This is a genomic window from Pigmentiphaga daeguensis (assembly GCF_039523035.1).
GTDB classification, from domain to species: Bacteria; Pseudomonadota; Gammaproteobacteria; order Burkholderiales; family Burkholderiaceae_B; genus Pigmentiphaga; species Pigmentiphaga daeguensis.
Genome location: NZ_BAAAEN010000036.1, coordinates 22,324 through 45,534 on the forward strand (window position 1 = coordinate 22,324; position 23,211 = coordinate 45,534).

At 64.8% G+C, this 23,211-nt stretch carries 22 protein-coding genes; 16 read left to right on the plus strand and 6 right to left on the minus strand.

The features are described from left to right. The first annotated feature begins 12 nt into the window (after positions 1 to 12). Genes ABD104_RS27725 through ABD104_RS27755 form a run of 7 tightly spaced genes read left to right on the plus strand, consistent with a single transcriptional unit; the run spans position 13 to position 7,509 of the window. The gene (locus ABD104_RS27725) at positions 13 to 423 is read left to right on the plus strand and encodes a TIGR03750 family conjugal transfer protein (protein ID WP_343928620.1); all 411 of its coding nucleotides are present in this window, start codon (positions 13 to 15) and stop codon (positions 421 to 423) included. Beyond that, positions 420 to 1,112, plus strand: a complete 693-nt coding sequence (locus tag ABD104_RS27730; protein WP_003821110.1) for a PFL_4703 family integrating conjugative element protein — start codon at positions 420 to 422, stop codon at positions 1,110 to 1,112. The genes ABD104_RS27725 and ABD104_RS27730 overlap by 4 nt, the downstream gene beginning before the upstream one ends. Then, the gene (locus ABD104_RS27735; protein ID WP_343928621.1) at positions 1,109 to 2,026 is read left to right on the plus strand and encodes a TIGR03749 family integrating conjugative element protein; all 918 of its coding nucleotides are present in this window, start codon (positions 1,109 to 1,111) and stop codon (positions 2,024 to 2,026) included. The genes ABD104_RS27730 and ABD104_RS27735 overlap by 4 nt, the downstream gene beginning before the upstream one ends. Next, entirely contained in the window at positions 2,016 to 3,434 is a 1,419-nt protein-coding gene (locus ABD104_RS27740) for a TIGR03752 family integrating conjugative element protein (RefSeq protein ID WP_343928622.1), read from the plus strand. Before ABD104_RS27735 ends, ABD104_RS27740 begins: the two co-directional genes overlap by 11 nt. Then, on the plus strand, positions 3,415 to 3,852 hold the full coding sequence (locus ABD104_RS27745) for a TIGR03751 family conjugal transfer lipoprotein (RefSeq protein ID WP_343928623.1): 438 nt from the start codon (positions 3,415 to 3,417) through the stop codon (positions 3,850 to 3,852). The genes ABD104_RS27740 and ABD104_RS27745 overlap by 20 nt, the downstream gene beginning before the upstream one ends. After that, the gene (locus tag ABD104_RS27750) at positions 3,852 to 6,731 is read left to right on the plus strand and encodes a conjugative transfer ATPase (RefSeq protein ID WP_343928624.1); all 2,880 of its coding nucleotides are present in this window, start codon (positions 3,852 to 3,854) and stop codon (positions 6,729 to 6,731) included. The genes ABD104_RS27745 and ABD104_RS27750 overlap by 1 nt, the downstream gene beginning before the upstream one ends. 13 nt (positions 6,732 to 6,744) lie before the next feature. Continuing rightward, complete coding sequence (locus ABD104_RS27755) at positions 6,745 to 7,509, plus strand: DsbA family protein (RefSeq protein ID WP_343928625.1); 765 nt, start codon at positions 6,745 to 6,747, stop codon at positions 7,507 to 7,509. Positions 7,510 to 7,541: 32 nt separating this feature from the next. Here ABD104_RS27755 and ABD104_RS27760 read toward each other — a convergent pair whose 3' ends face one another. Continuing rightward, on the minus strand, positions 7,542 to 8,948 hold the full coding sequence (locus ABD104_RS27760) for a heavy metal sensor histidine kinase (RefSeq protein WP_343928626.1): 1,407 nt from the start codon (positions 8,946 to 8,948) through the stop codon (positions 7,542 to 7,544). Next, positions 8,945 to 9,631: a heavy metal response regulator transcription factor gene (locus tag ABD104_RS27765; RefSeq protein ID WP_343928627.1), complete on the minus strand. Its 687-nt coding sequence runs from the start codon at positions 9,629 to 9,631 to the stop codon at positions 8,945 to 8,947. Before ABD104_RS27765 ends, ABD104_RS27760 begins: the two co-directional genes overlap by 4 nt. A gap of 148 nt (positions 9,632 to 9,779) precedes the next feature. On the opposite strand from ABD104_RS27765, the gene ABD104_RS27770 reads away from it, so the two are divergent. From ABD104_RS27770 to ABD104_RS27795, 6 genes are all read left to right on the plus strand, one after another. Then, on the plus strand, positions 9,780 to 10,115 hold the full coding sequence (locus ABD104_RS27770) for a DUF4148 domain-containing protein (RefSeq protein WP_234265444.1): 336 nt from the start codon (positions 9,780 to 9,782) through the stop codon (positions 10,113 to 10,115). 552 nt (positions 10,116 to 10,667) lie between these two features. Further along, a complete protein-coding gene (locus tag ABD104_RS27775; RefSeq protein WP_343928628.1) occupies positions 10,668 to 11,099 on the plus strand; it encodes a TIGR03757 family integrating conjugative element protein in 432 nt (143 codons plus the stop codon). Then, positions 11,096 to 12,043: a TIGR03756 family integrating conjugative element protein gene (locus ABD104_RS27780; protein WP_343928629.1), complete on the plus strand. Its 948-nt coding sequence runs from the start codon at positions 11,096 to 11,098 to the stop codon at positions 12,041 to 12,043. The genes ABD104_RS27775 and ABD104_RS27780 overlap by 4 nt, the downstream gene beginning before the upstream one ends. A 9-nt stretch (positions 12,044 to 12,052) precedes the next feature. Next, the gene (locus tag ABD104_RS27785; RefSeq protein ID WP_343928630.1) at positions 12,053 to 13,450 is read left to right on the plus strand and encodes an integrating conjugative element protein; all 1,398 of its coding nucleotides are present in this window, start codon (positions 12,053 to 12,055) and stop codon (positions 13,448 to 13,450) included. Continuing rightward, the gene (locus ABD104_RS27790) at positions 13,447 to 13,818 is read left to right on the plus strand and encodes a hypothetical protein (protein ID WP_343928631.1); all 372 of its coding nucleotides are present in this window, start codon (positions 13,447 to 13,449) and stop codon (positions 13,816 to 13,818) included. The genes ABD104_RS27785 and ABD104_RS27790 overlap by 4 nt, the downstream gene beginning before the upstream one ends. Positions 13,819 to 13,833: 15 nt before the next feature. Continuing rightward, positions 13,834 to 15,357 (plus strand): conjugal transfer protein TraG N-terminal domain-containing protein, encoded by a 1,524-nt coding sequence (locus tag ABD104_RS27795; RefSeq protein WP_234265438.1) that lies wholly within the window; start codon positions 13,834 to 13,836, stop codon positions 15,355 to 15,357. A 6-nt stretch (positions 15,358 to 15,363) separates the two neighbouring features. Here the strand turns inward: ABD104_RS27795 and ABD104_RS27800 are convergent, their stop codons facing one another. The 3 genes from ABD104_RS27800 to ABD104_RS27810 all read right to left on the minus strand — a co-directional run bounded on the left by ABD104_RS27800 (position 15,364) and on the right by ABD104_RS27810 (position 17,079). Next, positions 15,364 to 15,723 carry a DUF3742 family protein gene (locus tag ABD104_RS27800; protein ID WP_056930813.1) on the minus strand — a complete coding sequence of 120 codons (360 nt, stop codon included), beginning with the start codon at positions 15,721 to 15,723 and terminating at the stop codon, positions 15,364 to 15,366. 84 nt (positions 15,724 to 15,807) lie between these two features. After that, positions 15,808 to 16,440 carry an RES family NAD+ phosphorylase gene (locus ABD104_RS27805; protein ID WP_343928632.1) on the minus strand — a complete coding sequence of 211 codons (633 nt, stop codon included), beginning with the start codon at positions 16,438 to 16,440 and terminating at the stop codon, positions 15,808 to 15,810. A 12-nt stretch (positions 16,441 to 16,452) separates the two neighbouring features. After that, positions 16,453 to 17,079 (minus strand): hypothetical protein, encoded by a 627-nt coding sequence (locus ABD104_RS27810; RefSeq protein WP_056930814.1) that lies wholly within the window; start codon positions 17,077 to 17,079, stop codon positions 16,453 to 16,455. 315 nt (positions 17,080 to 17,394) lie between these two features. Here ABD104_RS27810 and mobH point away from each other — a divergent pair, with 315 nt between their 5' ends. The 3 genes from mobH to ABD104_RS27825 all read left to right on the plus strand — a co-directional run bounded on the left by mobH (position 17,395) and on the right by ABD104_RS27825 (position 21,047). Continuing rightward, the gene (gene mobH, locus ABD104_RS27815; RefSeq protein ID WP_056930815.1) at positions 17,395 to 19,239 is read left to right on the plus strand and encodes a MobH family relaxase; all 1,845 of its coding nucleotides are present in this window, start codon (positions 17,395 to 17,397) and stop codon (positions 19,237 to 19,239) included. Between the two features lie 230 nt (positions 19,240 to 19,469). Next, positions 19,470 to 19,727: a metal-sensing transcriptional repressor gene (locus tag ABD104_RS27820; protein WP_082594919.1), complete on the plus strand. Its 258-nt coding sequence runs from the start codon at positions 19,470 to 19,472 to the stop codon at positions 19,725 to 19,727. 9 nt (positions 19,728 to 19,736) lie between these two features. Then, positions 19,737 to 21,047 (plus strand): MFS transporter, encoded by a 1,311-nt coding sequence (locus tag ABD104_RS27825; RefSeq protein WP_056930816.1) that lies wholly within the window; start codon positions 19,737 to 19,739, stop codon positions 21,045 to 21,047. A gap of 332 nt (positions 21,048 to 21,379) precedes the next feature. Here the strand turns inward: ABD104_RS27825 and ABD104_RS27830 are convergent, their stop codons facing one another. Continuing rightward, on the minus strand, positions 21,380 to 23,122 hold the full coding sequence (locus ABD104_RS27830) for a heavy metal translocating P-type ATPase (protein ID WP_425543362.1): 1,743 nt from the start codon (positions 23,120 to 23,122) through the stop codon (positions 21,380 to 21,382). Between the last annotated feature and the right edge of the window lie 89 nt (positions 23,123 to 23,211).

A 23,211-nucleotide genomic window follows, 5' to 3' on the forward strand; every position in this document is an offset into this window, starting at 1 on the left:
GGCGAGGCCGGTATGTCCGAGCAGCAGCACGTCCGTGCGGACGGGACGGTCACGTTCCTTCCGCACCGGCTCAACCGCCACCCCGTTGTCGTGCGCGGCCTCACCGCCGACGAGCTGTGGATCTGCTGCGGCCTGTCCGGTGCCGCCGGCCTGCTGGTCGGCGCGCCGCTGTCCTGGGTGTTCCGCACGATCGCCATCGCGCCGACGTTCGTCGTCCTGGGCGTGGCCCTGGGCGTCTTCATCGGCGGCGGCATCCTGCGCCGGCTCAAGCGCGGGCGTCCCGATACCTGGCTGTACCGGCAACTGCAATGGCGCATCGCCACGCGCCATCCGCTGATGGCGGGCTGGGTAGGCGGCCACGTGCTGATCTCGCGCTCCGGCTTCTGGACCACCCGAAGGTCTGTTGCAAGGGGGGCACGATGAGCCGCTTCAAGAACGAGATCACCCATCTGCAGGCGCACATCAAGACGCTTCGCCTGGGTGCTGGCGCGCTGGTCATCGTCGCCCTGGTCATGGGCGGTGGCTGGTGGAGCGCGCCGCGCGACCTGACCATCCACGTTCCGCCCGACCTGCGCTCCGGCAGTACCCGCAAGTGGTGGGAAGTGCCGCCCGAATCGGTCTATGCGTTCACGTTCTACGTGTTCCAGACCCTCAACCGCTGGCCGACGAACGGCGAAGAGGACTACCCGCGCAACCTCCATACGCTCTCGCCGTACCTCACCCCGTCCTGCCAGGCCTTCCTGCGCGCGGACTACGACTACCGCCGCAGCACGGGCGAACTGCGCCAGCGCGTGCGCGGGATTTATGAAATCCCCGGCCGCGGCTACGGCGACGACCCCACGGCGCGCGTGCGCGTGGTCTCCGACCGCGACTGGGTGGTGACGCTGGACATCACCGCCGACGAGTACTACGGCGCCGAGCAGGTTAAGCGCGCGCTCGTGCGCTACCCGGTGAAAGTCACGCGGGTGGACGTTGATCCCGCCCGCAACCCGTTCGGCCTGGCACTGGATTGCTACGACGGCGCGCCCCAGCGCATCAGCGCCCCGGAGCCGACGCGCCCGGCGCCTGGCGGCCTGTCTCCGCAAGCGCCCCAAGGAGGAAACACCCCATGAAGCAACCTGCACTCGTGCTGCTGGGGCTGCTGGCCGCGGCCGCGGCACCCGTCTCCCATGCTGTGGAGATTCTGCGCTGGGAACGCATGCCGCTGGCGGTGCCGCTGAAGGTGGGCCAGGAGCGCATCGTGTTCATCGACCGGAACGTCCGCGTGGGCGTGCCCGCAGGCGTGGGCGAACGCCTGCGCGTGCAGAGCGCGGGTGGCGCGGTGTACCTGCGCGCCAGCGAGCCGATCGAGCCCACGCGGTTGCAACTGCAGGACGCCGACACGGGCGCGCTGATCCTGCTGGACATCGCGGCCGAACCGCCCAAGGACGGCGAAGCCGAGTTGGAGCCGGTGCGCATTGTCGAGGGCAGCAGCACCCCGGCGCGCTATGGCGATCAGGCAGGCGGTGCCGATGAGGCCCCGGCGCGCGCCCAGGATCAGACAGGCACTCATGCGGCGCGGCGCGAAACCCCGGTTTCGGTCGTCCTGACACGATTCGCCGCGCAGAACCTCTACGCGCCCCTGCGCACCGTGGAGCCACTGCCGGGCGTCATGCGGGTGAACCTGCGCCGTGACCTCGACCTCGGCACGCTGATGCCGACGCTGCCCGTGCGCGCGGTCACTCTCGCGTCGTGGCGGCTGGAAGACCAGTGGGTCACTGCCGTGCGCCTGACCAACAGCAGCAGCGGCTGGGTCACGCTCGACCCGCGCGTGCTGCAAGGCGATTTCCTCACCGCCACCTTCCAGCACGAAGCGCTCGGCCCCCGCGGGACGCCCGAGGACACGACCGTCCTGTACCTGGTGACGCGCGGGCACGGCCTCGCGCAATCGCTGCTGCCGGCGATCCACCGCTTCGACCCGGCTGCGCACCTGCCGCAGCCGGAAGCGGAAGCCGACGATGGCAAGGAGGCCCGCCATGCGCAGTAACGGCTTGCTCAAGTGGCTGATGATCCCGGTCGCCTTGTTGGTGCTGTTCGTTGCCATCCGGCTGTTCTCCAGTGGAGGCTCGTCGGCACCGCAAGCAGCGGATGCCGGCACCAAGCTCACGCGGGATGAAATGAAGGCACTGGGCATCGAGGGCGACACCCCCCGCGACACCGTGGCAACCCTGGTGGCGCAGGTGAAGCAGTTGCGCACCGAACTTCAGTCCGCGCTGTCCGACAACAGGTCACAGCGCGAAGAAAACCAGCGGCTGCGCCAGCGCGAGAACTCAATCGATCAGCGCATCAATTCGGCCCTCGAATCCGAGCGCTCCAATCTGCGCCGCGACCAGGAGCACGCAGCCAGCGCTCGCCAGCAGACCGAAGGGCTGCTCGCCGACCTGCAGCGGCGCCTGGACAGCATCGGCGGGCGCGGCGGCGGCGATGCCGATCTGCCCGTGGGCTTGGGGCTGCGCGATGGCGACCAGGCAGGCATGGAGGGCGGCATGCGGTGGGTTGAACCGGACGACGCTAAGAAGGCCGAGGGCCGTAGCGGCAGTCGTGGCACGGGTAGCGGCATGAGCTTCCCGACGAGTTTCGGCCCCGCGCCGAGCACGTTGGAAACCACGGCGCAAACCGTGGAGAACGCGGGTGCTCGCGCTGCCGGAGTCAAGACCGCGAAAGCCGTCTACACCGTGCCGACGAACTCCACGCTCATGGGGTCGGTCGCCATGACGGCGCTGATCGGACGGGTGCCGATCGACGGAACCGTCAACGATCCGTATCCGTTCAAGGTGTTGGTCGGCCCAGACAACCTCACCGCCAATGGCATCGACATTCCCGACGTGGCCGGCGCGGTGTTCTCCGGCACGGCCTCTGGGGACTGGACGCTCTCGTGCGTGCGCGGCCAGGTGCGCAGCATCACGTTCGTCTTCAACGACGGCACGATTCGCACGATCCCCGAAGACCGCGAAGGCAACCAGCAGAACAACCAGCAGCGCAACGGATTAGGCTGGATCAGCGATCCGTACGGTATTCCTTGTGTCAGCGGAGATCGGCGCAGCAACGCCCAGCAATATCTCGGCTCGCAAGCCCTGATCACCGCTGCCGGCGCTGGCGTGGCCTCGCTCATCAAGAGCAACAGCGGCCAGATGTCCTACGTGGGTGCCGATGGCTCCATCGGCAGCGTCGGCATCTCGGGCAACGAGGCCGTGGGCCGCATCATGGCCGGGGGCGTGCGCGACATGGCGGACTGGGTGAACAAGTTGTACGGCCAGGCATTCGCGGCCGTCTATGTCCAGCCCGGCGCCAAGGTCGCCGTTCACCTCGAAAAGCCACTCGCCATCGACTTCGATCCCGAAGGCCGCAAGGTCGATCACCGCGCAGGAGAAAGCCATGCTCTCGAACTTGACTAAGGGCCTGGCGCTGGCCCTCGCCGTCGTGGTGCTCGGCGGCTGCGCCACCAATAAGGAAAAGCTATTGCCCCGCGGCGACAGCACGATGATGGACATCTGGCAGCAGAACGCCGGCGGCGGCGGCAATGCCGGCCAGTTGGCGCGCAGGCAACTGCTCGACGCGCGCCAGAGCCTGCGCCGGCCGCTGACCGACGCTGACGTGCAGGCTGCGCCCGCCGAGCAGATGCGCTACACGCGCACGGCGCGCAACGAGGTCTATCGCCAGTTCCAGCGCTTGCCCAATCCCGATCTCGTCATGTACGTGTACCCGCACTTGGCGGGCACGGACCCCGTGCCCGTGCCCGGCTACACGACGGTTTTTCCGTTGTACCAGCGCGTCCAGTACGCCATGCCAGGTGAAAGGACGGAGGACTACTGATGCGCTGGAAGCTCCCTTGGCCAAAGCTAACCGCACCCGGCGCTGGCGGTGACGAACAGCCGGACGGCTGGCAGCGCCACGTCGAGGCCTTGCGCCAGGCCGGCGTCCCCGAACCCGGAGCGGCGGTCCAGGACCGCAGGCCGGCGACCGTGGCCGACGAGCAAGCACTGTACGACGTCGCGCCGTCGTTCGCGGAACTGCTGCCATGGGTGGAGTTCCTGCCGCAGTCGAAATCCATGCTGCTGGAGGACGGGCAGTCGGTGGCGGCCTTCTACGAGTTGGTGCCTCTGGGCACCGAGGGCCGGGAACCCGGATGGCTGGCGCACGCCCGCGACGCGCTCGAAAACGCCTTGCAAGACAGCTTCGATGAACTTGACGAGAACCCCTGGGTGCTCCAGCTCTACGCCCAGGATGAACCCAGCTTCGACCAGTACATGCAAACCCTGCGCGACTACGTGCAGCCGCGAGCCCGCGATACGGCCTTCACCGAGTTCTATCTCCGCTTCTTCAGCCATCACCTGCGCGCGGTCGCCAAACCGGGCGGGCTTTTTGAGGACACGGTGGTCACGCGGCTGCGCTGGCGCGGCCAGACGCGGCGCGTGCGGATGGTGGTCTATCGCCGTGCCACCGGGCAAGCAAGCCGCCGCGGTCAGACGCCCGAGCAGATGCTGAACATCGTCTGCGACCGCCTGTGCGGCGGACTCGCGAATGCCGGTATCCAGGCACGGCGCATGGCCGCGGCCGACGTCCACGACTGGCTGCTGCGGTGGTTCAATCCGTGCCCCGCATTGCTCGGGCCTGGGGCCGAGGATCGGGAGCGCTTCTATGCACTGGCGCGCTACCCCGACGAGACCGAAGCCGGCGAAATCGAGCTGGCGAGCGGACGGGATTTCAGCCAGCGGCTGTTCTTCGGCCAGCCACGCTCCGACGTGGCGCACGGCACCTGGTACTTCGACAGCATGCCCCACCGTGTGCTAATCACCGACCGGCTGCGCATGCCGCCCGGGACTGGGCACCTGACAGGTGAAACCCGCAAGGGCGATGCAATCAACACGCTGTTCGACCAGATGCCCGAAGACACGACCATGTGTTTGACCATGGTAGCGACGCCCCAAGATGTTCTCGAATCTCACCTGAATCACTTGGCAAAGAAGGCGGTCGGTGAGACCTTGGCGTCCGAGCAGACCCTCAAGGACGTGCATGAGGCGCGCTCCCTGATCGGCAGCGCGCACAAGCTGTATCGCTGCACCTTGGCCTTCTATTTGCGCGGACGCGATGACGCCGAGCTTGATCGGCGCGGGCTCGACCTCGCCAACGTGATGCTCAACGCAGGGTTGCAGCCCGTTCGCGAAGACGATGAAGTTGCGCCGCTCAACAGCTATCTGCGATGGCTGCCGTGTTGCTACAACCCCGACACGGATCGGCGCCAGTGGTACACCCAACTGATGTTCGCCCAGCACGCGGCGAACCTGTCGCCGGTATGGGGCCGCGCCCAGGGTACGGGACACCCCGGCATCACGATGTTCAACCGCGGCGGCGGACCGATCACGTTCGACCCACTCAACCGCCTGGACCGGCAGATGAACGCCCATCTGTTCCTGTTCGGTCCCACCGGCTCGGGGAAGTCCGCGACGCTCAACAACCTCTTGAACCAGGTCACGGCCATCTACCGGCCGCGGCTGTTCATCGTGGAGGCCGGCAACAGCTTCGGCCTGTTCAGCGATTTCGCCAAGCGTCTGGGCCTGACCGTGAACCGGGTCAAGCTGGCCCCTGGCTCGGGCATCAGCCTCGCGCCGTTCGCCGATGCGCGCCGGCTGATTGAAACGCCGAGCGACGTACAGACCCTCGATGCCGACGCGCTGGACGAGGACCTGCCCCCGGACGCCTCGGCCATGGAGGCGGACGAGCAGCGCGACGTGCTGGGCGAACTGGAGATCACGGCGCGGCTGATGATCACGGGCGGCGAGGATAAGGAGGAAGCTCGGATGACGCGGGCCGACCGCTCGCTGATTCGGCAGTGCATCCTCGACGCCGCCGAGCACTGCCACGGTGGAGGTGGTATCGAGAAGCGCACCGTTCTCACGCGCGACGTGCGCAACGCGCTGCGCACCCGTGGCCAGGACCCGACGCTGCCCGAGATGCGGCGCGTGCGGCTGTTGGAGATGGCGGACGCGATGGATATGTTCTGCCAAGGCACGGACGGCGAGATGTTCGACCGCGACGGCACGCCGTGGCCCGAAGCCGACATCACCCTGGTCGATCTGGCGACCTACGCCCGCGAGGGCTACAACGCCCAGCTCTCCATCGCCTACTTCAGCCTGATCAGCACGGTGAACAACATCGCCGAGCGCGACCAGTACCTGGGCCGCCCGATCATCAACGTCACCGACGAAGGGCACATCATCACGAAGAACCCGCTGCTCGCGCCCTATGTCGTGAAAATTACAAAAATGTGGAGAAAGTTGGGGGCCTGGTTCTGGCTCGCAACGCAGAACATCGACGACTTGCCGCGCGCTGCAGAGCCCATGCTCAACATGATCGAGTGGTGGATCTGTCTCAGCATGCCGCCCGATGAAGTCGAGAAGATCGCGCGGTTCCGCGAACTCTCGCCCGCGCAGAAGGCGCTGATGCTTTCAGCGCGCAAAGAGGCGGGGAAATTCACCGAGGGCGTCATCCTCTCCAAGAGCATGGAAGTGCTGTTCCGCGCCGTGCCGCCGAGCCTGTACCTCGCCCTCGCACAGACAGAACCCGAGGAGAAGGCCGAACGCTACCAGCTCATGCAGCAATACGGCTGCACCGAACTGGTGGCGGCCTTCCGGGTCGCCGAGAAGATCGACCAGGCGCGCGGCATCGAGTCGCCGGCCCTGGAACTGTCGTAAGCCGGAGAACGCCATGGAACCGAAACGTCCTTCCATCCCGATGCAGGTCCAGGCGTTCCCCCGCCGCAATCGGCGGCTCCGCTGGCCTTGGGTATTGGCTGCGGTGCTGGTCGCGCTGCTGCTGATCTGGCTTGTGTCCCGGTCGCCCGGCGAATCCCCGCCGCAGTCGCCCGCGCCGGTCAGCATGACGCAGCCCTCCGGGCCGCCCTGGCAGATGGGCAACCCGGAGGGCCGCTTCACGCTGACGCTCTATGCCGACCTGGAATGCCCGTTCTGCCGGGAGTACTTCCCGCAGCTCAAGCGCTGGGTTGGCAGTAGCGCCGACGTGGCGCTGCAATGGCATCACCAGCCGCTGGCCGCACACGAGCCCGCCGCGTCGGCCGAGGCACGTCTGGCAGAGTGCGCCGCTGAAGCTGGCGGGCATGCCGCGTTCTGGCAAGCCGTCGAGTGGGTCTATGCCCACACGCGCAGCGACGGCCAGGGTCTGCCCGATGGCCTGCGCTATCCCGAATCGACGCCGGCCGTCGAGCAGTGCATGGCAAGCGAGCGGCCAGACGCGGCCATCCGTTCCCAGGCCGCAGAAGCCACCAAGAGCGGCGTGACCGCCACGCCGTCGCTGCGGCTGCTCGATCGCCAGACGGGCCAGGCCATCCTGCTGCAGGGGCCGATCGAAGGAGATGCCTTGCTCTCGGCCATGGACATGCTGTCTGCTGACGTCACTTCGCCCGCATACTCCTCGGAAGCATCCACCGACGATTTTGGAGAAGTGCCCAGGTAGCCCAAGATCCTTGGCCACCCCGCCTGTCGTGCTCAACAGTCTTCGGCCGCTAAGCACGAAGTAGACGAATTAGCCTTGTCAGGCACAACCAGTCCGATAGACGTAGTTTCGTCGCTCGACTCGGCCACCGTCCATCCACCGTGCATGCGGGCGATGGCGGCCACGATGGCTAAGCCCAGCCCGTGGTTGCGAACAGCTTCTGCCCGCGCGACGTCCACTCGGTAGAAGCGATTGAATAAATGGGGTATGTGCTGGATCGGGATCGTGTGACCTTGGTTCACCACGCACAGAGTCACTTGGTCGCCTTGCCTGAGAATCTTGATGACCACCGTACTCTTTGGGCGAGCATGCCGGGTCGCATTGCTAATGAGGTTCGAGATGGCGCGTTGCAGCAGGCGAATATCCGCCGCCAAAGTCGCGTCGCCGTCAACTTGCAACCGCAGGCCCGCTTCCTCAATGGCTGCATCGTGCAAGTCCATGACCGCACGTGCAACATCTGCCATGCTGTCGACCCTCACTCGGCGGGCCTCCGCTCCTCGATCCGCCTGCGACAGAAAAAGCATGTCTTGTACGATCATCGACATACGCTGCAAATCTTCCAAGTGCGCACCCAGCACATCCCTAAGCGTGTTGACATCTCTCACCTTGCGTAGAGCGACCTCGGTGCTCCCCATTAGCGTCGATAGAGGCGTAAACAATTCATGCGCAACATCTGCGTTGAACGCCTCCAATTGCTCATAGGCTTTGCGCAAACGCATCAGCAGTCCGTTGACATGACCCACGAGCGGGACCAATTCATCGGGCTGGTCAGCGCCGTCCAGTTTCTGATGGAGGGTATCAGCCTCCAGCGCCTGAATCCGGACGGAAAGATTGCGTACCGGACGGAGCCCAATCTGCACCAGCAAGAAACCACCGGCTGCAATCACCAAGGCTCCAGCGAGCGCAGCCGCGATCAGTGTTCGTGCCAAGCGCTTGAGTACCAGGTCGTCTTCGCTGGCATCCAGGCTCAGTACCACTTGAATGGGAATGGCGGCCGTTGTGATCTCGAATTTCTGCTCAATCGTGCGTTGATTCGTTGCCACACTGGAGCCAGTGTTGGGAACACGGCCATCAGAGGCAGAGTGGAGCAAGCGACCGGCAGAATTGACATAAAGCACGCGACCATCAGCATCAATGAGAGTGACGCCAATGTTCGGTTGGCCGACCATGGCGTCGTCGAGCTTGTGCGTCAGCACGGAGTTGTCCGCGCCGCCCACCTCTTCAACAAAGTGGCTCACCTGAAGCTGCTTCTGGCGAAGCGTGTCCGTCTGACGCTCTTGGAAACTCAGCGCAGTGACGGTGTAGACCCCAAAACAGGTCAGCGTAAGCCCCACCAGCGCCAGAAGTGCAAGCCAGCGGGCGAGGCGGCCGCCCAACGAACCAGTACGCTGCAGCCTCACGATTGCCGCTCTTCAAGTACGTAGCCCATTCCTCGGACCGTATGCAACAGCGGACGCTCAAATGGCAGATCGAGCTTGTTGCGTAGCCGACGAACGGCAACGTCGATCACATTCGTACCGTAATCAAAGTTCACGTCCCACACCTGCTCGGCGATTTCGGTACGCGATAACACCTGGCCCTTGCGGCGTATAAGAAGTGTCAGGAGCTGGAATTCCTTTGCTGACAAGTCGATGCGTTGTCCGGCTCGGGTCGCACGTCGCCTTGCCAAGTCAACTTGCAAGTCCGCAAGAACCAGAACGAGGGCATCAGGCGCCGGGCTCGTACCGGCTGCGCGACGCAAGAGAACCTCGATACGAGCGACCAGTTCAGAGAAGGCGAAGGGTTTGACAAGGTAGTCGTCCGCCCCAGTCTTCAGTCCACGCACTCGATCCTCGATGCGTTGGCGTGCCGTCAACATGATCACCGGCGTCTGCTTGCTCTGCCTTAGTGCGGCCAACAGACCGAAACCATCGATTCCGGGCAACATGGCGTCGAGAATGATGAGGTCGTAGTTTCCAAGCGACGCCATGTGAAGCCCATCAATTCCGTTGGTGGCCACATCGACTGCGTAGCCTTCTTCCGCCAACCCTTTGCGAAGGTAGTCCGCAAGCTTGGCTTCGTCTTCCACGACAAGCAGTTTCATACGGCCTGCCGGTTCTTCCCGGGCGTTTCGCCACCTGTCCAGATTGTCATCTTCACGTTGTGCTTCCGTTCGGTGCAGTTTCCTACATTGTGCGCATGCCTGCGGGCATGTGGATTTTTTCATATCACACACAGCAAAGGATCATGCAATGAAACTCACCCATCTCGTCGCATTGCAGGCTGTCGTCTTCGCAACGGCCCTGCCCATGGCAGCACAGGCCAATTCGATATGGCATCCCGCACCCACGGAAGAAGGGTTCACCTACCACCCCGATCATTTCAAGAGCACCAAAACTCGCGCCCAAGTGCTGGCCGAGGTCGAAGCTGCGCGCAAGGATGGATCTCTTGCGCTGCTGCAACGCGGCGTGCCGTTGCCCATCAAGAGCACGGAGCCTCGGAAAACCCGTCAGCAGGTACTGGACGAGATGCGCAACGAGACACCGGAAGCTCGCCGTGCTCGGCTCGAATTGTTCTCCGGCGGTTGATATAAGCGCCTGAGCGTCTCGCGGCACCCGAGCCTCCACTCGGGCGCTGTTCGCAAGCCGACGAACGAGAGAGGCCGATTTCTCAGCCTGCCGCTCCCTTAGGTGCACCCTACTACTGCTAACCCATTTTCATTTGCCGCTGGCTTGCCGCCTTGTTGCTCATACTTCTGCCTACCCGAGCAACCTGGGCAGTAGTGGCGGGCTAAAGCGTTGATGAGCCGGTCAGCCACTTTGGGCGCCACGACCGGACTTCGCACGAACATGCTTTCGGCCTGCCGGGAGCTGTGTCGGATACGTCAGACTCTAGCGGCGACGGCGCGGTCAATACGAGCCATGACCGTAGGCATTCTGCCGGCGTACTAGCTCGGACCGAGCCTCTGAGAGTCGGGAGGTTTTTCAACCTGCCTTCCCCGGTCCGGGGGAGCCATGTTCTGTCCACACGTCAGCGGAACCGAATGAGAAAACCGGGTAGGGCTCAGTTCCTATTTCCTGTCGCCTCGGCACTGGCATTGCGCTGCACTACCGGAATCATGAACTCCGGGGTGGCATGCCATGCGCCATTTTCCTTCGCTCCTTTCCGTCAAGCGGACGTGGCTGACGGCCACCGGCTTGGGTACGCTGCTCGTCGTCGGCACGCTCCATGCTGAAACCTGGGTCATCACCGATCAGGCGCATCCAGTCACCGGCCGTGCCGATCGGCTGATCCTGCTGGACGCGCCCGCGCGCATCGAGGCCGAACTGGCGTCAGGCCTACCGGCCGACCCAGTGCGCGCGGAGAGCTTGGCGCGGGACCGCCTGAGCTACGGCGGCGCCGACCTCCAACGCCGCATCGCCATCGCATACCAGGGCGTCACAGACGCATGGAGCTTCGGCATTACCAGCCTCCCGGCCGTCGTGGTGGATCAGCGGTACGTGGTCTATGGCGAGCCGGACGTGGTGCGTGCCGTGGCCCGCATCGAGCAGTACCGGAGGGCACAACCATGAGCCACCCGCTCGACCTGCTGCGCCGCATGCGTGTAGGCGTCGCTTCGTTGCTGCTGCTCTGTGCCACAGGCAGCTACGCCGTCAACACCGCCACCATCGTCGGCTCGGTGGCATCGCCAGACTGCCTCGAATACCGGGTCGTCGGAATCTGTTATTGGCTCTACTGCACCTGGACGGGCTGCACGGTGCGCACGTCCGTCAAGGTGCGCCACTACATCCCCGATGCGGTCGTCTCTAGCTACAGCAACACCGGCGAGAACCCTTGGGTCGAAGTCCGTGCGATGAGCACGTCCAATCCGTCCGCCCAGGCAGGTGGCGACGGGACGACGAACGAGGACCACGAAAACAACCTCGCCAAATTCAAGAACGCGGACGTCATCGGCCACCCCGGCGCCGAGGTATTCAACCAGTTCGTCTCGTCGTCGGGCTACTTCTGTGAAGGCGCGGGCACGGCGTTCATGCCGTACTTGCTCAGTACCCTGGATACGCTGGCCTGGCGCTACAACGTGCCCGAGATGGCCTACCCGGAAGCGCTGATTCCGGGCCGGCGCGAGGTCGGCGCACGCACCACGATGAACCTGTGGGGCAACGTGTATCCCCGTGGCGGGTTCCTGCACCAGACCGACGACTTCAAGGCCGGCGCAGTGGTGGCCCAACGTGCGGGCGATGTGGTCACTCGCCGCAGGCAGATTCACGTCTATCAGCCGTTGCTTGCCAACTCCCGCGACGGCTACTGGCCGGCCGGCGCGCTGATGGAAGGCGATGCCTCCACCGGCAAGTGGCAAGAACTCACGCCCGTCCTGTCCTCGTCCTGCACGGTCTTCCCGCGCAGCGGCTTCCTTACCCAGGCGCAGCAAGGCGACTACGCATGGGCGCTGTGGCGGCCGTATGCCTGCTGCGAGCGCCGGGGCCAGGTGTTCCTGGGCAGCGTCGATTTCCTCTGAGGTGGTGCCATGAACTTCCGTCCTGCATTCAATCCGTTCTCCCGCCGGGCACCCCGCACGAAGATCGTCCTGGCGCTGGCCGGCGCGCTCGCGCTGGGCAGCGGCGTGGCCTGGGGTCAACTGGGATACCAGACCAGCGGCAGCGTCATCGGCGATGACGTCATGTACTCGATCGGCGGCGGCAACGCCGTGTCGATGGGACGTGCGGCCGGCATGCGCTCCCTCGGCGTCGGCGTGGGCTGGAACAGCAACTTGATCTGCGGTGACATGAGCATCCAGACCACCTTGAGGAATCAACTCAACGGCATCACCAACGGCTTCCAGCAAATCATGTCGTCGGTGATCCAGAGTGCCACCAGTGCGGTGGCATCGTTGCCCGCGCTGATCATCCAGCGGGCCGATCCCGGTCTGTACAACCTGCTCACCAATGGCGTGCTGCAGGCGCGACTCGATTTCGACCGCTCCAAGCTGACGTGTCGTGCCATGGCCGAGAAGATGGCCGAAACGGCGGGCGGCCAGCTCGGCTGGAGCCAGATGGCCGAAGGCCTGGCGCTGCGCGATGCCGTGTCGAGCACGGATGCGGTCTCGGCCATCGAGCAGGCCGAGACGCGCCGCGGCAATGACGGCGTGCCGTGGGTCGGGGGCAGCAACGCGGGCGGCTCCGGCCAGCCCGCGATCAAGGTCGTCGGCGATGTCACCCGCGCCGGCTACAACCTGGTCAACGGCCGCGGCGTGACCGACACCTCGTCCATCGCGTCGTCCAGTTGCAGCAGCCTCTCATGCCAGACCTGGACCTCGCCGCAGGCCGCAGTCGAGTGGGCCACGCGCGTGCTTGGCGAGAAGGAGCAGCGCACGTGCGATGCCTGCACCAAGACCGAGACGACGCCCGGCGTCGGGCTCACGCCGCTGATCCAGGAGGAATACGACACCAAGCTGCAGGCGCTCCAGGATCTCGTCTCCAAGGCGAAGAACACGACGCCCGAGAACCTGCGCGAAGCCGGCAGCGCGTCACTGCCCATTACGCGCGGCGTGATCGAGGCGCTTCGCGACGAGCCCGACCAGCACCTGCTGTCGCAGCGCCTGGCGTCCGAGGTCGCGCTGGCATCCGTGCTGGAGAAGGCGCTGTTGCTGCAGCGCACGCTGCTCACGGGGAAGAAGGAGCCCAACGTCGCGGCGAACGAGCTTGCCGTGGCGGCCGTGAACCACGAGAGCGACACGCTCGACCGTGAGATTCGTAACCTCAAGACCGAACTGGAACTGCGGCGCGAGCTGGCGAACAACTCACCCATGGCGATCATCCAGCGCCACGGCACGCGCGCGGCCGGCTCGCGCGGCATCTACGAGGGCGATCCTGTGCCGGACCGTCTCGACCAGCTCCAGAAGGGCAATCCGGGGAGTCGGCCATGAGCCCGGCGCGCATGGCCTGGCGGCCGCTGCGCTGGTTGTTCAGTCGGCACACGGCGAAGACGCTGCTGTGGCTGGTGCTGATCGTTGCCGCTGCCGTGGGGGCCAACGTCGCGGGCATCTACCTGGTCGGCAGCGTTGCAGGCTGGGAACGGTGGCTGGCGGCCTCCGCAGGGTATTTCTTCATCTGGCGGCTGTGCGTGTACGCGGCAACGGCCTATGGATGGTTCTGGATGCGCCGCCGGGTGCTGGCCCGCGAAGACCAAAGCGGGACGGATGGGCAGGCGCGGCGCCGGCTGATCCGCACCGAGGTCGCCGGCGTCGTCGCCATCGTCGCGCTGGAAGCCAGCCTGTTGATGCAGGCCGCTTGAGGGGAGATCGGGGCTATGACGCTCTTCACGACCGACTATCTGGAGTACTACCTCACCCTCGTGTCCTGGATCGTCAACAACGGCATCTGGGCCGTGCTGGTGTCCAGCGGGGTGTTCGCGCTGCCTTTCGTTGCCATCGTCGTGCAGGAGTGGCTGAAGGCCCGTGCGGAAGGTGCTGACGAGGGCAACAAGGGGGTGCTCTCTGCCGCGCGCATCGAGAACCGGGTCTTCGTTGCGATCGTGGTGGTGATGTTCGCGGGCATTCCGTTCATCGACGTGGACCTCAGCACCATCCAGTACGACAGTTCGCGCTCGGCCCAGTGCCAGGTCAGCGTGCCGCAGCCCGCGGAAACCGGCTGGTCGCAGTCCTTCAGCACCATCAACAACCAGTCGGCGAAGGTGCCGGTCTGGTGGGCCTTCATGCACGCGCTCTCGCGCGCGGTCACGAGCGCCTCGGTGGCTGCGATCCCGTGCGGTACGGACCTGCGGCAGATGAGGATGGAGATCGACGCGACCCGCATTGACGACCCGGTACTCGCTCAGGAGGTCGCGGACTTCTCGCGGGATTGCTATGGGCCTGCGCGGGCCAAATTGTTCATGCAGCGCCCGGATCTCGATGAGCAGCAGATGCACGACGTGACCTGGATCGGCTCGCGCTTTTTCACGGACACGGGTGGCTACTACGACAGCTACCGCTCCAGCACGGCGCGCGAGGCATGGCCCTACGACGACACCCGCGATGCAGGCCTCGCGCAGGTTGCCAATGGTGGCGGCTACCCGACCTGCAGGCAGTGGTGGTCAGAGGGCAGCAACGGCCTGCGGGCACGCCTGCTGGGTCAGGTGGACCCGAGCCTGCTCAACCGCCTGGCGGGCTGGGCTGGGTTCCTGAGCCGTGCCGAGGTGGACGATTCGGTGATCCGCGCCATCGCGTCACCCCGGCAGCAGAAACTGAACCAGGGCAGCGTCTATACGGACTACGGCGGCCAGATCGACAAGACCCTGCCGAACATCGTGACGCGCGCCACGGGCGACGTCGGGATGGCAGTCGGCGCGATTGCCGCGTTTCCCGCCATGGATGTCGTGCGCCAATCCCTGCCCATGGTGCTCGCCTTGCTGAAGATGGCACTGGTCATCTGCATCCCGCTGGTGCTGGTCGTGGGCACCTACGACCTGAAGACGGTCGTCACCGTCAGCGTCGTGCAATTCGCATTGTTTTTTACGGATTTCTGGTTCCAGCTCGCACGCTGGATCGATTCGACGATTCTGGACGCGCTTTATGGCTGGGGCTTCGGCTGGAACCGGCCGCACACCAACTTCGACCCGCTGGTGGGGCTGAACAACGCCTTCGGCGACATGCTACTGATGTTCATCACGGGGACGATGTTCATCGTGCTACCTACCTTCTGGATCATGGCTTTGGCTTGGGCGGGCGTTCGCGCCGGTAACGTGCTGCAAGGCCTCGCTGGTGCCACCGGAGATGCCAAGGCTGCCGGTGGGAAGGGAGGAAGTATCGCGATCAATGCAGTGTCGAAGAAGTGATCACTGCTAATCGTCCTCGACATGAGGATCAATGCGAAAACCGTCGTAGGTGTACAGGCCGAACCCGGCCTGTCCATTTCGCCATTCTGGCTCGGGCAACTCCTCGCCCAGGTCAGCGTTACGGGCCATCCAGGCAACAACCATGACGCATACCAGCAGCAGAGCCAGCCAGAAGGTGCTGTACAGCAACGCCCCGAGCGCGACCAGCTTGACCACCCACACGAGCGCGACAGCGCCTGCTCGCGGCACACCCTTGGATACCAACCAGTTCGACGCCCGCCGTTCGCCGCGCGCATAGGCACGCCATCCACGGCCAAAGGCGCGGCCGAGGCGTTCTGCGGTGCTGGTGCGGGTCGTCGTGTTCATGGTCGTCTCCTGCTGTTGAGGAATGCCTATTCCAGTTTGCTCCAATTCATTCGGTTTGAGGCTTCAATGCGCTTTCTTGCTGCTTCAGGACGCTTCGTCCTCCGGCTCCACCGGGCCGGGATCGGGTTCCACGCCGATGCGGTAGGTGGCAACGAACTGCGGCCAGTCCACATGGTCAACCAGGTCGATGTCCTCGACAACGCTGACCTTGGCTCCCGCACGCTCGAACAAGGCGATGCTCTTGGCGGGGTAGTTGTTGCGCGACGGGTAGAGCACCCCGTCAAACAGGGGCTGGCCGTCGTTTCCGCGCATCGCATGCACCTGGGCGGACACCTGCTGCGTGTGCGTGTAGTCGCGGCTGGCCAACTGCTCCAGGTTCAGGCCGAAGTAGCCCGCCATGACGCCCGGCGCCGTGAGATCGGCCAGAAGCACGTCGTCCAGCACGCCTACTGCGCGCACCATCCGGGCCTGGATTTCCTTCATGGCAATGGAGCGCTTCGTGTCTTCAAGCCACTGGTGCTTGTGAAACACCGACTCCATCAGCGCCGTGGGCAGGTCGCGCCCCAGGTAGAGCACGCCATAGGCCCCTGCCGGGTCATCGTAGCGATTCGTGCTGCTGCGGCCATAGTACAGCGGGCTGCCCCGATAGACGACGCGGCTCACATGCTGGAGCAGTTCACCGGCATCGATCAGGAACGAAGGCAGCTCGTGGCTCATGGCGATCTCGCTTCAATGCACCTGCACGCCCAGCACGTTGAACACGGCCTCGGCCACGTCATCGATCGTGCCATGCGTCACCGCATCCACCGGCGAGCGACCGCCCAAGCCTTCGAGCGGTTCAGACAGCGCGCGGTAGATCGTCCAGTGGTCGATGCCCTCGACCTCCTGGAGCACGGTTTGGGTCAACTGCTGCTTCACCGGGTCGAGCTGCCAGTCGGGCAGCTTCTGGCCGCGCGGCCCCACGTTCAGCGCCAGCAGCCGACGGGCGAGGATGTCCTTGTAGATTTGCTGGCGCGACTTGTCCGCCAGCTTGGCGAACTCGGCAGGCGGCAGGTTGTCCGGCTGGTTGAAGGCTTCCAGCAGCACGGCGCGGCCTCTCTGGACGTCGGTTTCAGCCGGTGCCCAGCGCGTGTCGGCGCGCAGCGCGGCCGCCTTGCGCTGCAAGGCCTGCGCCACCGTTTCACCTTCCAGGTTGGCAGGCAGCGTCACCGCCTCGACGCGCTCGTGGATGAACGCCTGCAACTCGGCCGCGAAAGCCGGGGCATCCCGGATTTCGACGGTATCGGCGAAGCGTCGCACATCGTCCACCGTGACGCGCGGCAGCCGGTCGGCAATGAATTCGATCGCAGTGGGCATGGTCAGCTCCCAGGTAGGTTTGAGACAGGATTCACTCTAGTCGCCCTTGTCGCTTTTGTCAACTTTGTCGCCTGAGTGAAAGCCTACCTGGCGGGGTAGCGTCTTGGGAGCATAGGCCGCGGCCAGTGCCGGGTCGCCGTCCAATCCATTAATGCGGGTTCCCCATTGACGCTGGAGCCGCAGCCCAAGCCCCGCTATACCGAAACGGTTAAAGGCCAAAGGGTCGAAACGGCAAGGGAATGGGGTGCAAGGGGAAAGGCCCTACCCCGAAAAGGCCAAAAGGCCTCCCGCCCGGCCCGCCATCAGGACACCGACATGCTCTCCCTGTTCCAGCGAAAACGGCCCCCGGTCGCTGCCGCGCCGTCGCCAGCCCCCGCCACCGACCTCCCGAAAGGGTTGATGCGGCCGGAGTCGGCCGCATCGCTGCTGGCCACCCCGCGCCGGCAGAAGCTGCTGGAACACATCTGGCAGCGCACGTCGCTCTCGCGCAGGCAGTTCGCCAGCCTGTACCGCACTCCACTGGAGCGCTACGCCGAGCTGGTCCAGGCTTTCCCGGCCTCCGAAGCGCACCACCACGCCTACCCGGGCGGCATGCTCGACCATGGCCTCGAAATCGTCGCCTACAGCCTGAAGCTGCGGCAGTCCCATCTGCTGCCCATCGGCGCCAGTCCCGAAGACCAGGCGGCGCAGGCCGAAGCATGGACTGCGGCCGTCGCCTATGCCGCATTGCTCCATGACATCGGCAAGGTGGCGGTCGATCTGCACGTCGAACTGGCCGATGGCAGCACCTGGCACCCGTGGCACGGCCCGCTGCGCCAACCGTACCGCTTCCGCTACCGCGACGACCGCGAGTACCGGCTCCATAGCGCCGCGACAGGCTTGCTCTACCGGCAATTGCTCGATCGCGATCTGCTGGACTGGCTCAGCGGCTATCCGTCCCTGTGGGCGCCGCTGCTCTACGTCCTGGCCGGACAGTACGAGCACGCCGGGGTGCTGGGCGAGTTGGTCGTGCAGGCCGACCGCGCCTCCGTCGCCCAGGAGCTGGGCGGCGACCCCGCGCGCGCCATGGCCGCGCCCAAGCACTCGCTACAACGCAAGCTGGTCAACGGGCTGCGCTACCTGCTCAAGGAAGAGCTGAAACTGAACCAGCCCGAAGCCTCCGATGGCTGGCTCACCGAGGACGCGCTGTGGCTGGTGAGCAAGACGGTATCGGACAAGCTGCGCGCGCACCTGCTGTCCCAGGGGGTCGATGGCATCCCCGCGAACAACACCGCGGTGTTCAACGTGCTCCAGGACCACGGCATGTTGCAGCCGACGTCCGATGGCAAGGCGATCTGGCGCGCGACCGTGATCAGTGCGACCGGCTGGTCCCACTCGTTCACCCTGTTGCGACTGGCGCCTGCGCTGATTTGGGAGCCTGGCGAGCGGCCGGCGCCGTTCGCCGGGACGGTGGCGACTGACACGGCCCCCGCGGACAAGGAGGCCGATGCGCCGCCCCACCTTGCCACGGCTGACGCGAAGGCCGCCCCGGCAAGCCAAGAGGCACTGCCACGGGAAGAAGCTGCTAGCACAGCGCCGGTTGCTTCGCCCCAGCTCGTGCCCGATGTGATGGAAGACATGCTGACGATGGTGGGGATGGGCGAGTCGCCGGCCCCGCGGCAGGATGTGGAAGCCGCCTTGGGCGAGAAACCTTCCGCATGCCTCGAAGCGCCCGCGCCAACCTTGGCGGCTGCGCTGCGTTCGTCACCTGTACCTACGCCAACGCCTTCGGCGGAGCAGCCGTCCGCCGAGCATTTCATGGCATGGCTGCAACAAGGCATCGCCTCCCGCCGGCTCATCATCAACGACGCAAAGGCGCTCGTGCATACCGTGAGCGATACCGCGTACCTGGTCAGCCCCGGAGTGTTCCAGCGGTATGCGCAGGAGCACCCGCAGGTGAGTGCGCTGGCCAAGCAGGAAAACCAGTCAGATTGGCAATGGGTGCAGAAGCGTTTTGAGAAGCTGGGACTGCACAAGAAGCAGGCCAGCGGGCTGAACATTTGGACGTGCGAAGTTATTGGGCCACGGAAGTCTCGCCGCCTTCACGGGTATCTATTGAAAGAACCCACACTGTTGTTCACCGAGGTGCCTCCGAACAATCCATATCTTTCGCAAGCATGACTGAGACAGGTCAGCAGGACGAGCCACTGTGCGCGTTCGTAGAACCAGGTGTGATCGACCAATTGCAGTCGACGACGGCGCCGGCGGTGAGGTAGTCGCGCTGCGCTGACCTTGGTGCGTCGTCCCGTCAAGGGCGGCGCGCTTTTTTTGCTGCGCTGTCGCTTGGCTCCGTCTGTGACAGGGCACGGTTGTCGTTAGACGCATCCCCCCAGGGGGGATATAATTCTCACATGATGGAATCACACAAACACACCAGCCATCCCGACCTGGTGAAGCGGCTCAAGCGTGCCGAAGGCCACCTTCGGCATGTCATCGGCATGATCGAGGCGGAGGAACCTTGCCTCGATGTTGCCCGCCAGCTCTCGGCGGTAGAAAGCGCGGTGACGGCAGCAAAGCGTGCGCTGATCCACGACCACATCGATCATTGCCTTGACCATGATGCAGCTTCCGCCCTGCCTGAAATGAAGGCACTCGCCAAACTCCTTTGAGGCCGACTGATGCTCGCTGTCCTTAAGAACCGCACCTATCGCCACCTGTTCGCCGCGCAGGTGATCGCGCTCGTCGGCACCGGCCTCATGACTGTGGCGCTGGGCCTGCTCGCCTATGACCTGGCGGGCGCGGACGCCGGAGCCGTGCTAGGTACGGCGCTGGCTATCAAGATGCTTGCTTACGTCGGCATCGCACCGATCGCTCAGGCGTTCGCTGACCGCCTGCCGCGTAGATCGCTGCTGGTCGCCCTCGACCTGGTTCGAGCCGCCGTGGCTCTCTGTCTGCCTTTCGTCACCGAGGTCTGGCAAATCTATCTGCTGATCTTCGTGTTGCAGGCAGCCTCCGCTGGATTCACACCGACCTTTCAGGCGACGATCCCAGACATCCTGCCTGACGAAGAGGAGTACACGAAGGCGCTGTCGCTCTCGCGGCTGGCATACGACCTTGAAAGCCTGGTTTCCCCGATGCTGGCGGCTGCGCTGCTGACCGTCATCAGTTTTCATAACCTGTTTGCCGGGACGGTGTTTGGCTTTCTTGTCTCGGCCGCGCTGGTGGTCAGTGTGGTGTTGCCCGCGTCCACACCTGGCCCACGTCGCGGCATCTGGGAGCGCACCACGCGGGGCACTCGCCTCTATCTTGCAACGCCGCGGCTGCGGGGACTACTGGCAGTCAACCTCGCCGTGTCAGCAGCGGGCGCTATGGTGATCGTGAATACGGTGGTCATCGTGAAGGCGCGCTTCGGCCTTGGTGAAGCGGAAGTGGCTTGGGCGCTGGCAGCGTTCGGGGGCGGTTCGATGATCGCCGCATTTGCACTGCCTGGTCTGCTCAACAAATTGGCGGATCGGCCTGTCATGGTCACGGGAGCGGCGGTGCTGGTTATCGGTACGGCCGTCGGAGCGCTGATTCCGTCTTATGTGCTGCTGTTGCCGCTTTGGCTGGTGATCGGTTTCGGCTACAGCGTGGCGCAAACGCCTTCCGGTCGGCTTTTGCGCCGTTCCGCCCATGCCGAGGATCGGCCTGCACTATTTGCTGCGCAGTTTGCGCTGTCACATGCCTGCTGGCTGATCTGCTACCCGTTGGCGGGGCGCTTCGGCGCTACCTTCGGGCTACAGTCAACCTTCATCGTCATGTCATTGATTGGCTTTGCCGGCGTAGTGCTTGCGCTAAGACTATGGCCTGCGGGCGATCCGTCCGATATCGCCCACGACCACCCGGATCTACCGCCGGATCATCCGCATCTGCGCGAACATTCAGGCTCCAATCGGCACCACCATCCTCTGATCGTGGACGATCTGCATCAAGGCTGGCCACGCGCATAGCGTTATGTCTTTCGCCGAACGTGATCTGACTTTGCCAGGGGGGCTTTGCCCCCCTTTTATTTGCTCCTTGCGTGGCTGGTCGTGGTGTCGTGCTTCTTCGTGCTGGAGATCCAGCTTTCACGCTGATCGAGTTCAAGCTGATTACGCTCCCGCAATGCTGGAGGCGTTCATGGCGGGAGATCGGGGACTACGACGAGGCAGCGCTAGAACTGCTGCCTCGCAGAAGCCAATGCAATGACACCAGCCCGGTGCTGAGCACACCGCACCCGTCCCAAGGCCACCCTGACGCCAACCCAGGTGACCGATGCGGAGGCAGTTGTCATCGTATTGCCTCAGTGGCGGCCAGCAGCGGCAACGTCGGCAGGCCCTTCCGCTGAAACACCGCCCGCCGAGGGGAGCGACTTGCGCCGTGCCTGCGGCAACAGACGTGCCGAGTTCAGGATGAACGTCAGCTCCGAGGCTACGTGAATGAAGGCGGCCAACAGGGGGCCCAGCAATCCGAACGCGGCCAGCGCAATGCCCAACAGATCGATGCCGATCGTGCCCACAAAGTTCTGCCAGATGATGGAGCGCGTGCGGCGCGCCACCTTCATCGTGTCCACAAAGCACGCCAGGTCATTGCCCAGCAGCACGATGTCGGAACTCTCCTGTGCCACATCGGTGCCTGACCCCATCGCAACGCCAACGCTCGCCTCAGCGAGCGCAGGCGCATCGTTCACGCCGTCGCCGACCATTGCCACCGTCCACCCTTTTTTCACCATGTCGGCCAGTCGGGCTAGCTTGTCCTCGGGCAGCAATTCGGCTTCGACGTTCTTCAAGCCGAGTTCGGTGGCCACGGCGGTTGCGACCTGATGGTTGTCGCCTGTCAGCAGAACCGTCCGCACGCCCATGGCCTCCAGCGCAGAGATGGCCCGCTTCGCCTCGGGCCTGATCGTGTCGGCGATGTCGATGGTGCCAAGAAGTTGTCCGTCCCTCGCGACCACGACCTCGGTGCACGCCCCGAGATCACGAGTCGGCGGCATGTGGATACCGTTGTCGGCCATCCAGGCGCGGTTGCCGACGAGGATCGTGGCATCGCCCAGCCGCGCCGAGATGCCCCGACCTGGCGTATAGCCGAAGTGCTCCGGCTCCCGAACTTCACGCCCTTCGGCTTTCACGCGGCTCAGGATGGCCTTGCCAAGCGGATGCTCCGAGCGGATCTCGGCGGTAGCCGCAGCATCGAGTAGCTCCTCGGCCGACACGCCCTCCACGGGCGAAACGGACTGGATCTCAGGCCGGCCGTATGTCAGCGTGCCGGTCTTGTCGAGCACAACGGTATCGACCTTGCCCAGTGTTTCGAGATGGACGCCGCCTTTGATGATGGCCCCCAGTCGCGCTGAACGGCCGATGCCGCCCAGGATCGCCAACGGCGTTCCGGCAGCGATGCCGCACGCGCCGGCAACAATGATCACCGAGATGGTCGCGCGCATGTCGCGCGTGATGAGCCAGGTCAGCACGGCAGCGCCCAGCGCGAAATACACCAGATAGCCGGCGAGCCGGTCCGCCATCCGCTGCACGGGCGCCCGCGAGCGCTCGGCGCGCTCCACGGCCTCGATGATGCGGCCGTAGCTCGTATCTCGGCCGATGCGTTCGGCGCGAATCTCCAGTGCCCCCGACTGGTTGATCGCGCCGGCATAGACGCGCGAGCCTTCGGTCTTCTCAACCGGCATCGATTCGCCGGTAATGCGCGATTCGTCGGTGAACGAGTGGCCGGAGACGACGACGCCATCGACGGGAAGGCGGCCGCCGGGAGAAACCAAAATCACGTCGCCCACCGACAGTTCCTCGGCCGCGACAGTCTTGATGGCGCCCGTCCTGCGCACCGACACCTCGCGCGGCAAGAACTCCAGCAGGTCCCTGATCGCCTTGCGCCCACGGCCGACCGTCAAGCCTTCCAGCACCTCCGCAATCAGCACGAACAGCGTGATCACCAGTGCAGTGAAGAACTCACCGATCGCGGCTGCGGCGACGATGGCGATAGTCATCGAAAGCTCCATCGTCATGCGACGGGCTAGCGCGTTCTCTAGTTGTCGCATCCCTGACGATTATATAGACTCCCGCCGCTACCCCCTGTTCATGGCTCGTGCCGTTTTGCAAGCCCTGATTGAGGAACATGAGCAAGCCA